General features: G+C 51.8%; 12 protein-coding genes. 4 read left to right on the top strand and 8 right to left on the bottom strand.

Going from position 1 to position 14,116, the window contains the following annotated elements:
* Positions 1-12 precede the first annotated feature (12 nt).
* Entirely contained in the window at positions 13-1,299 is a 1,287-nt protein-coding gene (locus CRP01_RS14740; RefSeq protein ID WP_222845739.1) for a serine hydrolase domain-containing protein, read from the bottom strand.
* Between the two features lie 256 nt (positions 1,300-1,555).
* Here CRP01_RS14740 and CRP01_RS14735 point away from each other — a divergent pair, with 256 nt between their 5' ends.
* Positions 1,556-2,977, top strand: a complete 1,422-nt coding sequence (locus CRP01_RS14735; RefSeq protein WP_222845738.1) for an amidohydrolase family protein — start codon at positions 1,556-1,558, stop codon at positions 2,975-2,977.
* A gap of 13 nt (positions 2,978-2,990) precedes the next feature.
* Here CRP01_RS14735 and CRP01_RS14730 read toward each other — a convergent pair whose 3' ends face one another.
* Both CRP01_RS14730 and CRP01_RS14725 read right to left on the bottom strand, forming a co-directional pair.
* Positions 2,991-3,287, bottom strand: a complete 297-nt coding sequence (locus CRP01_RS14730) for a MoaD/ThiS family protein (RefSeq protein ID WP_099150824.1) — start codon at positions 3,285-3,287, stop codon at positions 2,991-2,993.
* Positions 3,284-4,399 (bottom strand): WD40/YVTN/BNR-like repeat-containing protein, encoded by a 1,116-nt coding sequence (locus CRP01_RS14725; RefSeq protein WP_099150823.1) that lies wholly within the window; start codon positions 4,397-4,399, stop codon positions 3,284-3,286. Before CRP01_RS14725 ends, CRP01_RS14730 begins: the two co-directional genes overlap by 4 nt.
* Positions 4,400-4,795: 396 nt before the next feature.
* On the opposite strand from CRP01_RS14725, the gene CRP01_RS14720 reads away from it, so the two are divergent.
* Both CRP01_RS14720 and CRP01_RS14715 read left to right on the top strand, forming a co-directional pair.
* Entirely contained in the window at positions 4,796-6,367 is a 1,572-nt protein-coding gene (locus CRP01_RS14720) for a protein kinase domain-containing protein (RefSeq protein WP_099150822.1), read from the top strand.
* A 77-nt stretch (positions 6,368-6,444) separates the two neighbouring features.
* Positions 6,445-7,536 (top strand): AAA family ATPase, encoded by a 1,092-nt coding sequence (locus CRP01_RS14715; RefSeq protein ID WP_099150970.1) that lies wholly within the window; start codon positions 6,445-6,447, stop codon positions 7,534-7,536.
* A 9-nt stretch (positions 7,537-7,545) separates the two neighbouring features.
* On the opposite strand, the gene CRP01_RS14710 is transcribed toward CRP01_RS14715, so the two are convergent.
* On the bottom strand, positions 7,546-8,931 hold the full coding sequence (locus CRP01_RS14710) for a glycoside hydrolase family 140 protein (protein ID WP_099150821.1): 1,386 nt from the start codon (positions 8,929-8,931) through the stop codon (positions 7,546-7,548).
* Between the two features lie 151 nt (positions 8,932-9,082).
* Between CRP01_RS14710 and CRP01_RS14705 the strand changes: the two genes are divergently transcribed.
* Positions 9,083-10,099: an aldo/keto reductase gene (locus tag CRP01_RS14705; RefSeq protein WP_099150820.1), complete on the top strand. Its 1,017-nt coding sequence runs from the start codon at positions 9,083-9,085 to the stop codon at positions 10,097-10,099.
* 60 nt (positions 10,100-10,159) lie between these two features.
* Here the strand turns inward: CRP01_RS14705 and CRP01_RS14700 are convergent, their stop codons facing one another.
* The 4 genes from CRP01_RS14700 to CRP01_RS14680 all read right to left on the bottom strand — a co-directional run bounded on the left by CRP01_RS14700 (position 10,160) and on the right by CRP01_RS14680 (position 13,974).
* Positions 10,160-10,750, bottom strand: a complete 591-nt coding sequence (locus CRP01_RS14700) for a hypothetical protein (RefSeq protein ID WP_099150819.1) — start codon at positions 10,748-10,750, stop codon at positions 10,160-10,162.
* A gap of 177 nt (positions 10,751-10,927) precedes the next feature.
* A complete protein-coding gene (locus tag CRP01_RS14695; protein ID WP_099150818.1) occupies positions 10,928-11,485 on the bottom strand; it encodes a hypothetical protein in 558 nt (185 codons plus the stop codon).
* A gap of 315 nt (positions 11,486-11,800) precedes the next feature.
* Entirely contained in the window at positions 11,801-12,262 is a 462-nt protein-coding gene (locus tag CRP01_RS14690; RefSeq protein WP_099150817.1) for a hypothetical protein, read from the bottom strand.
* Positions 12,263-12,624: 362 nt separating this feature from the next.
* Positions 12,625-13,974, bottom strand: coding sequence for a T9SS type A sorting domain-containing protein (locus CRP01_RS14680; RefSeq protein ID WP_099150815.1), 1,350 nt, complete (start codon positions 13,972-13,974; stop codon positions 12,625-12,627).
* Positions 13,975-14,116 lie beyond the last annotated feature (142 nt).

Genomic DNA, 14,116 nt, shown 5'->3' with positions numbered 1-14,116 from the left:
TCCCCACAAAAATTATTGCCCCGTCAGCACGATCGGGCCGTACACGGCATCGCGAAATTTCTTGTGCAAAGCGCCATCGAAGGGAAATTTCTGCACGAAGAGCACGGCGGTCAATTCATTTACCGGATCCACCCAGAAAAGGGTACTCGCCGCACCGTCCCAAAAGAATTCCCCCACTTTGCCATGGTTCTCTTCCACGGATGCGGGTGGGCGCGTCCGCACGGCGAAATCGATACCGAAGCCGACCTGGCCTTTACTCGGCAGCCACATCCGCTGGCTGATGGTATCGGAAAGCTGATTGGTAGCCATGAGTTCCACCGTTTCCGGTTTCAGGATGGTCGCACCGTCAAAAGTTCCTTTGTGCACCAGCATACGGGCAAAACGCATATAGTCATCAATGGTAGAGGTAAGTCCATAACCGCCCGGGGTAAGTGCCCAGCGCTGGAAGTTGAAGCTGTTGGCGGCTTCGTCGGGTACACGCTCCAGCTTTTCGCCCTCCGCCATGCGGTAGGCAGCCGCAAAGCGGCCCCGATCAGCTTCCGGCACTACATAGTGGGTATTATCCATCTTTAGGGGATCCAGCACCTGAGCCTGCACATAATCGGCATAGGGTACGCCCGAGATCCGTTCCACCAGGAAAGCCTGCACGTCCACCGATGGACCGTAGGCCCACTGATCCCCCGGATGGAAGGCCAGGGGAAGGCTTCCGAACTTTTCGGCCATTTGCTCCAGCGTGTTCTCCCGGTTCATCGGATCGGTTTCCCGCACCAGTTTTCCGTAGGCCGTCGTATCGGAAGTACTGGTCACAATACCCGAGGTGTGCCGGGTAATATCCCGGATGGTGACCGGTCGTTTGGCCGGTTCCAGGATCATGTTTCCGTCCTCATCCGGGCCGACGAATACCTGCATATCGGCAAACTCCGGAGCGTATTGGGCCAGGGAATCATCCAGTTGAAAGGCCCCCTCTTCGTAGAGCGTCATCAGGGCCGTGCCGGTGATGGGTTTGGTCATGGAATAGATCCGGACAATCGTGTTGCGATCCATCGGCTTTTGTGCTTCCCGGTCGGCATAACCGAAAGCGTTGTAATACACTTCCTGATCCTTTTCAAAGATCAGGGCCGAGACGCCGGCAATGGATCCCGCATCCACCAGGCTCTGCAGGGTAGAATCGATCCGGGCCGTAGCCGTGGCGTCGATAAGAGATGATTCAGTGGTGGTATCGGTAGCATTGCAGGCCAGCAAACCGGACAGCAACAGTAGAAGGAAAAAGGAACGGACCATGGTTTTTCGTTTGATCATTAGAGATAGAAGTGAAAACGGAGCTTTACACCCCGGCTGATAAAGATAATAGAATTTGCGAAGCCATTAATTGCAAAATTAGCCAGCGTCGATCATGCATCCGCAAGGATTAAAATCCTTCAGCTTACCAGCTTCTCCGCACAGCATTGTTTATTTTGTGGCCTGGCTGGACAATTGGGCGAGGCCAGGGGTTCAGCTTTATCCATCCGGCCGGTCACCGCCGTACTGGTGGCTCACAAATACAAAAGTCACAAAGATGATGTCTACTTTATTCCGAATATTTTTCTGCAGCTCTATGGCCATGGGATTGCTTTCCTGTACGCCGAACGACCCCGATATTGATCTTCTGATCACCCACGCTCAGGTGGTCGACGTCAGGAACGGGAAGATCCTGCCCGACCGCAGCGTTGCCATCCGCAACGATACCATTGTCCGGATCATGGCGGGCGAAGCAACAGATCTCCGGGCCGCCCAGACCCTTGATGCATCCGGTCAGTACCTGATCCCCGGCCTGTGGGATATGCATGTCCATTTCCGGGGAGGCGATACGCTCACCGAAGAGAACAAAAAGCTGATCCCGCTTTATCTGGCCCACGGGATCACGACCGTCAGGGATGCCGGAGGCGACCTGACCGATGCGCTTATGCAATGGAGAGCCGATATCCTTTCCGGGACTATGGATGGACCGAACATCTACACTTCCGGTCCTAAACTGGACGGTCCGAATGGTACCTGGGCGGGCAGTATTGGAGTAGGAAGCGTGGAAGAGGTAAGCGCCGCGCTGGATAGCCTGGAAGAAATCGGTGTCGATTACGTCAAGATCTACGACAGCCGGATCACCGCGGATGTTTACCTGGAGATTATCCGCCAGGCGGAAGCTCGGGGGCTCAAAACCACCGGCCATATGCCGTTTACCGCCAAACTGGAAGACGCGATCGACGCCGGCCTGGATGCTTCCGAACATTTGTATTACGCCATGAAAGGCTGCTCGCCACTGGAGGACAGCATTACGGCCGCTGTTCGGGAAAATCCCGTGGGTTTCTGGGCCCAGTTACAGGGATATATTGATTCCTACGATCCGGCAACCGCCCGGGCTTTATTCCAAAAAATGGCTGCGGGCAAAACGGCCATCGTTCCGACCCTCTATGTAGGTTATACCATCAACCGACTGGCCGAAGACGACCACCAACAGGATACGATGCTCGCCTATATCGGTCCGGGCATCCAATCTACCTATTCCGGACGCGTAAGGGGCGCCCGTCGGTCTTCACCGGCGATGAAAGCTATGCGCCAGGATATGGAAGCGCTGTTCCAGAGTATGGTTCGGCCCATGCAGGAGGAAGGTGTGCTTGTGCTGGCCGGTTCGGATTGCGGTCCGTTTAATTCCTTTGTCTATCCGGGATCTTCCCTGCACGAGGAATTGAAACTAATGGTTCATAACGCTGGATTGAGTCCGGCGGAAGCCCTGCGGGCCGCCACCCTCAACGGAGCTATTTTCTTCGAGCAGGAAGCGCATTACGGTAGTATCGAACCCGGAAAAATAGCCGAGCTGGTGCTGTTGGAAGAAAACCCTCTGGAAAATATCGAATCTACTCAAACCGTCAGCAAGGTAATCCTGCGCGGGAAAGTATACGAGCGGTCGCAGCTGCAAGGTATGATGGAGGCAGTCAGGTATTAGGTGGATCAATAACTCAGCCCCCGGCGATGGCTCCCAGAATAATAAAGGGCTCCTGCCCGGACGCTACCCGATCCGGTAGAGGTTCATCGATCCCCCACTGAGACAGGTCTTCCTCACAGGCAAAAAAGCGCAGGTAAGGCCGGCGCTGCAGACTGCTGTGATCCCGGATGGTTCCCCGTAAAGTGGGGAACCTCGCTTCGAGGGCATCAATAACCGAACGCTGGGTAACCGGCCCGTCAATATCCAGTTCCACCTCGACATCGCATTTAGCCAGGTTACGTAAATGATATGGTAAGAGTACCCGGATCATGGTATGGTCTGTACTTCTACGGACAGCACCCTCGGCAGATCACTGGCGATGGCCATCCAGTTATCACCGGCATCGGCAGATGCATACACCTGGCCACCGGTAGTTCCGAAATAGATCCCGCAGGAATCCAGAGAATCTACGGCCATGGCGTCCCGTAATATATTGTGGTAGCAGTTTTCCTGCGGTAATCCATTGGTTAGCGCTTCCCATTCGTTGCCTCCCGAGCGACTGCGATAGACCCGAAGTTTGCCTTCCGGCGGATAATGCTCCGAATCGCTCTTGATGGGGATCACATAAACGGTTTCCGGCTCGTGGGCGTGTACGTCTACTACGAAGCCGAAGTCACTCGGAAGATTACCGCTCACTTCGTACCAGAAATCGCCCGCATTATCGCTACGCATAACATCCCAGTGCTTTTGCATGAACAGCACATCCGGCTTCGAGGGATGCAATGCGATCCGGTGGACACAGTGGCCGACTTCCGCGTCCGGCACGGGAATGTATTCGGACCGCAAGCCCTGATTGATCGGTTTCCAGCTTTTACCACCGTCATCGGTACGGAAAGCGCCGGCCGCCGAAATGGCCACAAAAATGCGGTCCGGATCTTTGGGGTCCAATAAAATGGTATGCAGACACATGCCGCCCGCACCGGGCTGCCACTGCGGACCGGTACCGTGATTACGCAGGCCGGGCAGTTCCTTCCAGCTTTGGCCGCCATCGGTAGACTTGAAGATGGCCGCATCTTCTACCCCCGCGTACACCGTATCCGGATCGGTGAGGCAGGGCTCCAGATGCCAGACCCGCTTGAATTCCCAGGGGTGCGGCGTGCCGTCGTACCAGGCGTGGGTGCCCGCTTCTCCTTCGTAGGCGAACTCGTTACCGACCGTTGTCCACGTCTTGCCCCCATCGTCCGAGCGGTGCATCACCTGCCCGAACCAGTCACCGGCCTGGGAAGCGTAGATCCGGTCCGGATTGACCGGAGAACCTTTTAAATGGTAAATTTCCAATCCGCCGAAAAGCGGACCATTGATGTCCCAGTTTTGGCGTTGATCATCGGAGGTTAGGATAAAGGCACCTTTTTTGGTACCCACCAGGACTCTTATTTGGCTCATGGTTTTAGGTTTAATTTTATGGTCGACGGTCGACGGTCGACGGTCGACGGTCGACGGTCGACGGTCGACGGTTGATGGTCGACGGTTGATGGTCGACGGTCGACGGTCGACGGTTGATGGTTGATGGTTGATGGTTGATGGTTGATGGTTGATGGTTGATGGTTGATGGTTGATGGTTGTTTTTGGGTGAAATGGTTGAATTGGACTTTGGCTCGTAAGGAACCTCATCAAATCATCAAACAGATAGACAAATTAGAGGTTTTTCTTTGAAAATAAAATATTTGAAACATTAATTTTTAAAAAAATATGTTTTAAAACAAAAATCAGATCTCCAAATCGAAGGTGATTAACTGTATTAAAAACTTATCTTTAGGATCATATCTAAAAACATGCCCCATGATCAGGGAAGCTATAAAAAACGGCGACATTGCCGAAGCTCAGCAAAAGATTGACGAATTCTTTCAGTTTATTGATGATGCCCGGAATGAACTGTACATTCAGACGGGAAGGACCAACCGCCTCACCTCCCAGGACCTGATGGGTACCATCTCTCCGGAAGAGAAAGACCGGGCGATGAATAAGATCACTATCGCTACGCTTTACTGCTGCCACGCTATTGAAAAGAAACTCATCGATTATTTTCCGAGTGTCAATTTCAAGATCTCTTCCGAGTCGCTGACGGATCAGCTTATGATGAAGCACATGGGCCGTTACGAACAGATCCAGGAAAAACAAAAGGGAGGATCGGCGATCTTTTTTAGAGGGAAAGAGGTCCATACCGAACGGAAGGTGATGCTCCGCGTGTTACCCGACCTTAATTTCGGTAAAGAACCGCAAAATACGCTGATCGACGAGCGGCTTCAGCAGGTATTGAAGATCAAACACCGGAATATCATCAAGGTGCTGGGAGCCGATCTGAGTGGTTTTCCCTACCACCTGATCCTGGAGTATATCGACGGCATTTCCCTGGATCATCTGATCGGACGGGTTCCCTTTACGCTCAGTCGTTCCCTCAGTATTTTCCGTGAACTCTGTGAGGCCGTTTACCACCTGCACGTCAACGGTATAGTGCACAAGAAGATCAAACCGGATAAAGTGCTCATCGACAACGAACTGCGCCCTATTATTTCCCCCTTTGATATCGTTAGTTCCAGCAAGCGGCAATTGTCCGACTCCATCAGTTCCCAGAACCTGATGTACGAAGCGCCGGAGTTGCTGCGCGGTGAAGCGCCGGGTCACGACTTCCAGTCCGATCAGTTTTCGCTGGCCCTGCTGGCCTTCGAACTGATGAGTGGTTATCCGCTATTCTGCCAGAAACGGCATGCAGCCGCTGAACCCAATGTCTTTGAGGTCTTTGAAGCCCGCCGGAAATTCTTCGAAGCGGAGGATCCGGCCTATCGGAAAAAGATCATAAAAAAGGCGGGGATCCCCGAAGCGGTGACGGATATTTTGTTGAAGATGCTGGACCGTAACCCGCAGCAGCGCTATCCGAGTTTGCTGGAAGCCTGGGAAGCGCTGGAAGCGATCGATATCCCCCAGGATCCCGATGTCGAAAAGGCCCTGGCCAGTTACGAACGCTGTTGTGTTGCCAACCCCAATTTCACGCAGGATTTCTATCAGGATCACCTGTTCAAAAAGCCGGCTATCCGTACGATCTTTGAGGAACGGGAGAAAGCCCGGGAAGACCGGGAAAAGACCTCCCAACGGGAAAAAATGCTGCGGATCGCCATCGACACCCTCATCCATCACCAGACCGAACCGGAGAAACTCAGGCACATTCTGCACATCAACGCCCATTCCGGCATCGATCTCGATCTCTACGGAGATTTCATCGAGAGCATTATAAAATGTATCCAGGAACACGATGCGCTCTGGAAATCCTATAACCGCCGCGGTAGTAAGAACCCGGTGAAGCAAGCTTGGGAAAACATTAAGGTATCCGCCATCAAAACCATAAAAGAGAAGTAAACCGGCCCTGAGATCCCGGGTAAGGAACTATTGAAAAACGATACACGTTAGAGTGGTCATTAATGAATCAATCGAGCATGTTAGAATTACACCAAGCTTTTAATTCTTATAACGAATTTGCCAAGGAAACCTATTTCGCCCTTTGTTTTAATGCGCTTCCTTCCAAACTGACCCTGTCCGCTCCGCTGAAACCCAACAAGGAGCATTCAGAACAGGTACTGGACCAATTGAACCCGGAGGAAGAGGATTTGGAAGAACTGTTCCGGCACTGGAATACCGAGAACTCCAGCAGCGCCGATTTCACCCGGGACTTTCCCGCCCGGATGCTTTTTAAAAGTCGTACTAAAAACCTGCTCGTCTGGATATCGCTGGAATACGAATCGCTGGAAATTGTTTTTTATTACGATCTGTCCGATGCAGATCTAGGATCATGGGTCGTTCAGAAGAACCACCAGCTTCGCGGCGCCTTCGGCGTCAGTCGGACTCCCGTCTTTAAGGTACTGTCCCACAACAAACATTGCTTTTTCACGGAAGACGTACGGACCGATGAGTTTAAAACGGACGTCGAGAAGTTCTATAATGATGATTTCCGGGAAGTAGATGATATCATTCTGCAATCCCTGGCGGTAGAAAAAGCCGGTCTGATCCTGCTGCACGGTGATCCCGGTACGGGGAAGACCTCTTACATCAAAAGTCTGATCACCCGCTTTGCGGACAAGACCTTTATTTTTATTCAGAACGAATTCGTGAACGAACTGCTGCATCCGGATTTCATTTCCTTCATGCTCAAGAACCGCAACGCCATTCTGATCATTGAGGATGCGGAAAAGGTGATCATGTCCCGGGATCAGGTGCACGAAAATTCCGTGGTCTCTACCATCCTGCAACTGACGGACGGATTATTCAGTGACTTTCTGAATATTAAGATCATTTGCACCTTCAATACCAGCATCGACCGCATCGACAAAGCCCTCCTGCGCAAAGGAAGAATGATCGCCTACTACGAATTTAAACCGCTCTCCAACCAAAAGACAAACGAACTGATGGAAGAGCTTGGCCTCCAGAACGTAGACGAAGGAATGACCCTGGCGGACATCTTTAACTACCGGGACAAGGAATTTCGGCAGGAAGTGAGTCGGAAGATCGGCTTCGAGAACGGCCGGAAGTAGGCTCTACTTTCAGTTATCGGGTAATCGAGTTTCCTGATCCGCATTCTCCAGGATCAGTATCCAATCCTGACCGCGTCCGGAAGTGGGTGGCGTATAGGTCTGTATGCCTTTGGTATCTCCCGTATGAATGGTATAAACGATGCCGTAGCGGGTATCGTACCAGCGCTCCCGGATGCGACTGCCGGTAACATCGCTTTTATCGATGGTGAACGGCGCGCCCATCGGACTGTATACCAGGGCAAAACTACCGTCACTGGCCATGGCCGCCCGGATCTTTGCGCCTCCGAAAGTGGGTCCGCTTTTAATCAGGCCCTGATTGGGTTGCAATTTGCTCACCGAATAGGCTTCAAACAATTTCCGGAAATGTTTCATTTGGAAAGCTCCCGGATGATCCAGGGCTTCGTACCAGGGAGTAATAGCCCCGATGACCGGGGTTCGACCCGGCGTGAACATCTGCCAGATGCTGTTGTGTCCGTAGGTATGTCCGCAGGCACCCGCCAGCACGGACCAGTAGGCGGCCTGTCGGGAATCGTAGTCGTCGAAGCGATCCTGCCGGTTGAAACCGTCGAAGTAGAAACCGGCAAGAATGCGTTCGTAGCGAGGTTCTCCGTCCAGTGTAGGCTTGGCGGGTTCCAGGGCATAATCGCGTTCGGCGTACAGGCCGTTGTCGTGATCGTGGCCGCCGTGGGACGACTGGTACATGTTGAAATCCAGCCAGTCGGCCGCATGGAAATAATCGGATGATAAGCCCGGTCCCCGCGGATGGTAAGTGATCAGGTGGTTTCCTCCATCGCCGGCTTTTATACCGGCCGCCATTGCTTCCACGATAGCTTTATCCTCGGGCGTATGGACGTTGTGGTCGCCGCCCAGTATCCAGATGATCGACTGGTCGTCGTAGCGCTTAGCCAGATAGGAACCGAAAGTCCGGGCATTTTCCGGCGTAAAAATGATATCATCCGGGGCAATGGAATTCCAGTAGTTACCCCAGGTCGGCAACATACCTATCGTAAGTCCCAGCGAAGCCGCCTTTTCGACGATATAATCCACGTGCTCGAAATAAGCTTCGACCGGCCGGGTCGGATCACTGTCCGTCAGCGGCAGGTCTCCATTCGCATTGGGCACGGTCAGGCCGCCAAGCTGCGCCAGGATGACGGCCTGAATGACGGTAAAGCCCTTTTCGGCTCGATCCGTCAGGTAGCGATCGGCTTCCTCCCGGTTGAGGCGGTGGAACAATTCCCAGGCGGTGTCCCCGAGATAGAAAAAGGGGCTGCCGTCCGCCCGTTCCAGATAACGCCCGTTCTCACTTACCCGAACGGGTTGAGCCCATACCTGCGTCAGGGAAACGAACAGGATCAACACAAGGATCAGGAAAATACCGGCGGCTATTTTTTTCATATCAATATTTCTTTTCTCTGTAGGCGCTAGAGCTCCTAGCCGTCCCTTACAGCCTCCTCCCTGATTTTCGGTTTTGGTGATGAATTATTCCACACTTGGCAATCCGGTTCCGGAATGCTAGCTTAGCAACTGTAACTTTACCAATTGTAGCATGTTAGCAGCCAAACACTATCGCCCATTCGGACGGACGGGCCTTCGGGTCTCCCCGATCTGCCTGGGTACCGATAACTTTGCCAATCCAACCGCCGAAACAGAATCGATCCAGATCCTCCACTGTGCAATCGAAAACGGCATCAATCTGATCGACACCGCCAACAGTTATGCGGCCGGCGAATCGGAACGGATCATTGGCAAAGCCCTGCAGGAAAGCGGGACGCGGGAAGACATCATTCTCGCCACCAAGTTCTACTATCCCACCGGCAATAAGGGGATCAATGACCGGGGCACTTCCCGCAAGCACATCATCCGCGCCTGTGAAGATTCCCTGCGCAGATTGCAGACCGATTACATCGACCTGTACCAGCTGCACCGGATCGATATGGAGATGCCGCTGGAAGAGGTACTGGCGGCGATGACCGATCTGGTCCAGCAGGGAAAGATTCGGTATTTTGGTGCGACGACCTCCCCGTCCTGGAAAATTGCCGAAAGTAAATTACTGTCCGAGTTCAGGAATTACCGCTACGCCGTGTCGGAACAATTACCGTATAATCTGCTGGACCGCCGGGCGGAAAACGAGATACTGCCCGCCTGCGCCTGGGCCGACCTCGCCGTGCTGGCCTGGTCTCCACTCGCTATGGGCATGCTTACCGGTAAATACGATAACCAGAAAAGGGAAAGTTTTGATACGCCCCGCTACCGCCGCGGCGGGATCTACGCCGAGCGCATCACCAACAGAGCCGTGGCGGCCGGACAGCGTTTCGCCCAACTCGCCCGCGAAGCCGGATATGTGCCGGCTCATCTCGCTATGCTGTGGGTAATGGGACAGCCGGGGGTAAATGCGCCCCTCTGCGGCCCCCGGACGCTGGATCAATTGAAGGACCTCATCCCGTTGATGGAACAAAGCATCAGTCCGGAGATGCAGGCCGCCTGCGATGAGATCGTACCTCCCGGCAGTGCAGTGGCCAATTTTTTAAACACTGCGCCGTGGATGAAGGGCAAACTGCTCTAAGGGACGGCTTAGGCAATTGTAAAGAGGCAAGGAGAAGTTTAATATGGATCCGGCACTGGCCTAAGTACTACAATCATTCCTCACCAGGTCGATGATGGTCAGGTACCATTTACCGTCGATGGGCGTCAGGGAAAACATCAGGCTTCTTCCGACATTATCCGCCAGGACCACCTTGCGGCTGTTGTTTTCCAGATCCGTAAACGCCTGTATCTCTTCGTCCGTTACCTCTCCGAGATCGTACCGTATCCGGTTCTGGGCCGTCCTGCTCAGTAAATGATCCACGCTGGTGGTATCGCAAAACAATCCCGTTTTATTCCAAACATATTCATCACAGGAAAAGGTGGGCAGGCTTTCGTAGGCAATCTGGTGATCCACAGAATCGGTGATTTCCGGCAGATAGTGTGGGTGGGGCTCATTCAGATCTACTTCCTTGAAGTGGTAGTAGTTGTTAAATACTCCGGGACGGAAAACAATCATCAGACCGCGCTCCGGATGGATCATTTCATTCAGCGCACGGGTGTCTTTTTGGCGAAATGCCCTCATCACTTCCTGTACGTGATCTTCAAATTGGGGTTCCGGTTTGGGCAGGCTGATCAATGGAATGACCGAAGCCATCCAGAAAGCCAGCAATACAAAAGAATTCGTTTTCATAATGGATTTTTGGTACGGTTTTCAGGGTGACGCTCCGCTGCGTTCTGGGTTAACTCTGCTGCGAGGCGACACATTCAAGTGTATGCAAAGCGAAAAAAGTACCCACCCGAATTGATGCAAGGTTTTCGGAATCGATTATTGATAGGCTGCTCCTCCTTTCGGGCCTTCGGCCTGAGCTCACTTCAGTTTCCGGGGGCCTTCCGAATTGTAATCGATCATCCAGCGTTCATCCTGAATGGATTTATAAACGATCTCGTAATCAAACCCTTCAGCGATCATTTTCTGGAGGCCGGCAGTGATCAGCTGGTACCCCAGCGAATCCTTTACGGTAAAGATATTGTAGCTGGTATTGGCCGGTATCGCCATGCCCCGATCCAGGGACGACGCGGAAGTCCTGGTGAGTTGTTTGAGTTCAGGCAGTTGCTCTTCCAGGAAACGGAAAAAATAATTGTCGTAATCTTTCAGATCGTATGACTTCCCGCGGTACATACAACGCACCGATACGATAATCGCCGGACCTATGCCGTGGTTTTTCAGGTTCAACTGATAAGTATATTCCCGATTAGCACTGTTTTCCGTAGTCGACAAGTCCAGATAAGGCATAATGGACAGGTTATTCTGGCGGCTCATCAGATTGGTCTGATAAATAAAGATGATCAGGGTGATGAAGCTGATCCCCATGGCGGAAATACTCAACAGCTTTTCGGAATTGAACTTGATCTTTCGCTTGAACATGTTGCCGGATTTTATGAACCGCGCCAAATTTAATCATCCACCGAAAGGTATCGAAAAAAAAGACCGTTAAATACCGGCAGGTACTTAACGGCCACACAATAAACACTTATAATTGAATATACTGCGATATAATTCCAGCTTATCGATCCCGAATGTCCCCGAACACCCCAACGGGGTGCAGTGACCATGCGTCCATTTCAGCATTCCAAAATGCCGGTGTTTATTTGCTTGTTTCAGAGACTTTGTAAATATGTTTCAAGTATACAGACCATTCATTGACTTGGTCCTCGTAGTGTGAAGGAGATCAGGGGCGCATTATTTTTGCCACTCATTCTGGATCTCGACGATCTCAATGAATCCGGTTTCCGGATTCTCTTCCCAGATCAGGCGAAAGACCAGGTGGGCGCTGCCGTATATCGGATCTTTTACAAAATGTTCGATAAAACGCCGATCATTGGAAAAGCCGTCCGGCCAGGTAATGAAATCGCCGGTAACATTCTGAACACCGGGAGAAGTTGCAGTCTCCCCGGTAACGAGGTTGGTGTAGTTCCATTTGTCCCGGTAATGGATGGTGTATTTAGTCACCATCTGTCCCTCTCTATTCACCTGATGGACGTGGTTGACCACCTGGGACCATACCACTTCGGCCACCCATTCTGCGGTTACCGGAATGGTGTAACTGCCCTCGTAATGGTCATTGTGGGTCCATGAAGACTGAGCGGATAAGATGGTAATAGAGCAGGCAAATGCTGCAAAAAGCATCAGATACTTTTTCATAATGTTTAGGGTTTAGAAATTTAAAAATGGGTTTAGTACATGCTTATTTCCGAAAAGTGCACTGTTTGTTCTCCAAGGCTAAACAAATATCCGGATCGCCGCTTTACGGCACTTTCAATTATGTTACCGATTTTTGGAGTTATGTTACAAATTGGGATAATCTCAGGTTTTACCGGCCCGGGTCCTTTTCCCTTTTGACCATGACGGGCTTTCACCAGGAATGATCCTTTCAATACATTTTAAGGAATTTGAGTGGTCACCAGTTAACCGAATAACCGGCGACCGTTCTCTCAAATTAACACTCATTAAAAGTGCCTCTTTATTTGGTCGTAAACTCCAGGGAGTATGGGGTACATTAGGGCTTATTCTTTCAGGAATTTTCGGGAAACCGATCGATGTCGGTCCCGTACTTTCATCAGATACATTCCCGCCGGAAGTGCGTTTATAGCCAGTTGAGTACCATTCAGTATTTCATTTTGCAGTACCCGCTGACCGTTCAGATCAAAAATTTCAACGCTTACCCGATCATCGAAGCCTTCCGGAAGTGAAATGTTTATTTCGTCCCGGCTGGGAATCGGGAATAATTCCAGCTGGTGGATACCTCTGTTAAACGATGATTCTTTTACGTCCACTGTTCCGGAAAACAGATTGCCTTCCCACCGGTAAATGCCTCCCTGATCAACGCCCTGTACCTCTCCTCCGGCGTATCCAACCGTGGGAGATAAAAATTCAAGGCAGGATAAATTCTCGTTGGAACTCAGCAGTTCCCAGGAATCCCCGTCGTCGTGGGTGATCAGCATGTCCTGGTCGCCCAGTATATCTCCATCCTGGACCAGATAGGTGCCGGCCGTACCGGGCACATAGGCAATTTCCGAAGACCGGACATCAGCGGGGATATCGATCGGATACCAGCTTTCCCCTCCGTCCGTTGTGCGCATCGCCCCGTTGGGAAAGAACCCAACAAGAATGCCGTTTTGGGAATCTTTAAAGGCAATCGAAATGGCGTTTTTCAAACGCACCAGAAAAGCGTTCCAGGTCTTACCCCGGTCCGTTGAACGGAATACCCGACTGTAGCTGGTGAAAAACCAGATCGTATCCCCCACGGCTGCGTAGTTGCTGTTACCGCTCCAGAGGCAAATGGCTTCACCGGGTAGTTGTTCGGGTAGATCTGCCCCAACCACCTGTGACCAGTTGTCACCCCCATCATCTGTGGTATAGATGGAAATCTGATCATCGTAGGCATCTTTACAGGTAGCTCCAAACGATACTCCGGTTTGCGCATCCCAGAAATAAAGGGAAGCCGGCGTTTGATTGAATCCGGTAAAGGCGGACGCTTGGTGGATCCAGGTATTCCCGCCATCCGTGGTTTTGTAGATCTTACCGGAGATCGGATCCGCCTCGTCCGCGGTGGTTACCCAGGCCGTTAAGGAGTCCAGTGCGAACAGGTCAAAATGATAGAGATCAGCATCGATCTGCAGCCGGCCGGGTTTCCAGGTTTTGCCACCATCCGTAGTCCGGGTGAATTCAAATGAAGGCACGAATGATATAGGATCGAATCCGGTAGTTGCCCAGACCACCTGCTCATTCACGGCGTGCATGGTAAAGATCTGTCGTGGTGATGCGTCTATCCCGCTACCCAGGCTTTTCCACTGGGCTTTTAGGCCAGATATCGGAATGATCAACAGTAAAAAGAATAACTTATTAAGTTTCATAACTGGGAAATTGAGAGCCTGTCTGTATCCATCAGCGATACAGTAGATCTACCTGGAAAGTCCTTCAGCTAACCCACTATGTTCACCTTACGGATAGTGACCGGGCAAGCTTTTCGGACGGATCAAAACAGGATTACCAAGC

This window comes from Flavilitoribacter nigricans DSM 23189 = NBRC 102662, assembly GCF_002646595.1.
Taxonomy (GTDB): domain Bacteria; phylum Bacteroidota; class Bacteroidia; order Chitinophagales; family Saprospiraceae; genus Flavilitoribacter; species Flavilitoribacter nigricans.
Note: the sequence above shows the minus strand (reverse complement) of the source record. Positions and strands in the feature narration are given on the sequence as shown.

Bases quoted from the DNA above. Each gene is read 5' to 3' on its own strand.
- CRP01_RS14715 (WP_099150970.1), top strand. From the start codon at position 6,445: ATGTTAGAATTACACCAAGCTTTTAATTCTTATAACGAATTTGCCAAG.
- CRP01_RS14710 (WP_099150821.1), bottom strand. From the start codon at position 8,931: ATGAAAAAAATAGCCGCCGGTATTTTCCTGATCCTTGTGTTGATCCTG.
- CRP01_RS14680 (WP_099150815.1), bottom strand. From the start codon at position 13,974: ATGAAACTTAATAAGTTATTCTTTTTACTGTTGATCATTCCGATATCT.
- CRP01_RS14690 (WP_099150817.1), bottom strand. From the start codon at position 12,262: ATGAAAAAGTATCTGATGCTTTTTGCAGCATTTGCCTGCTCTATTACC.
- CRP01_RS14735 (WP_222845738.1), top strand. From the start codon at position 1,556: ATGATGTCTACTTTATTCCGAATATTTTTCTGCAGCTCTATGGCCATG.
- CRP01_RS14695 (WP_099150818.1), bottom strand. From the start codon at position 11,485: ATGTTCAAGCGAAAGATCAAGTTCAATTCCGAAAAGCTGTTGAGTATT.
- CRP01_RS14725 (WP_099150823.1), bottom strand. From the start codon at position 4,399: ATGAGCCAAATAAGAGTCCTGGTGGGTACCAAAAAAGGTGCCTTTATC.
- CRP01_RS14740 (WP_222845739.1), bottom strand. From the start codon at position 1,299: ATGATCAAACGAAAAACCATGGTCCGTTCCTTTTTCCTTCTACTGTTG.
- CRP01_RS14700 (WP_099150819.1), bottom strand. From the start codon at position 10,750: ATGAAAACGAATTCTTTTGTATTGCTGGCTTTCTGGATGGCTTCGGTC.
- CRP01_RS14720 (WP_099150822.1), top strand. From the start codon at position 4,796: ATGATCAGGGAAGCTATAAAAAACGGCGACATTGCCGAAGCTCAGCAA.
- CRP01_RS14730 (WP_099150824.1), bottom strand. From the start codon at position 3,287: ATGATCCGGGTACTCTTACCATATCATTTACGTAACCTGGCTAAATGC.
- CRP01_RS14705 (WP_099150820.1), top strand. From the start codon at position 9,083: ATGTTAGCAGCCAAACACTATCGCCCATTCGGACGGACGGGCCTTCGG.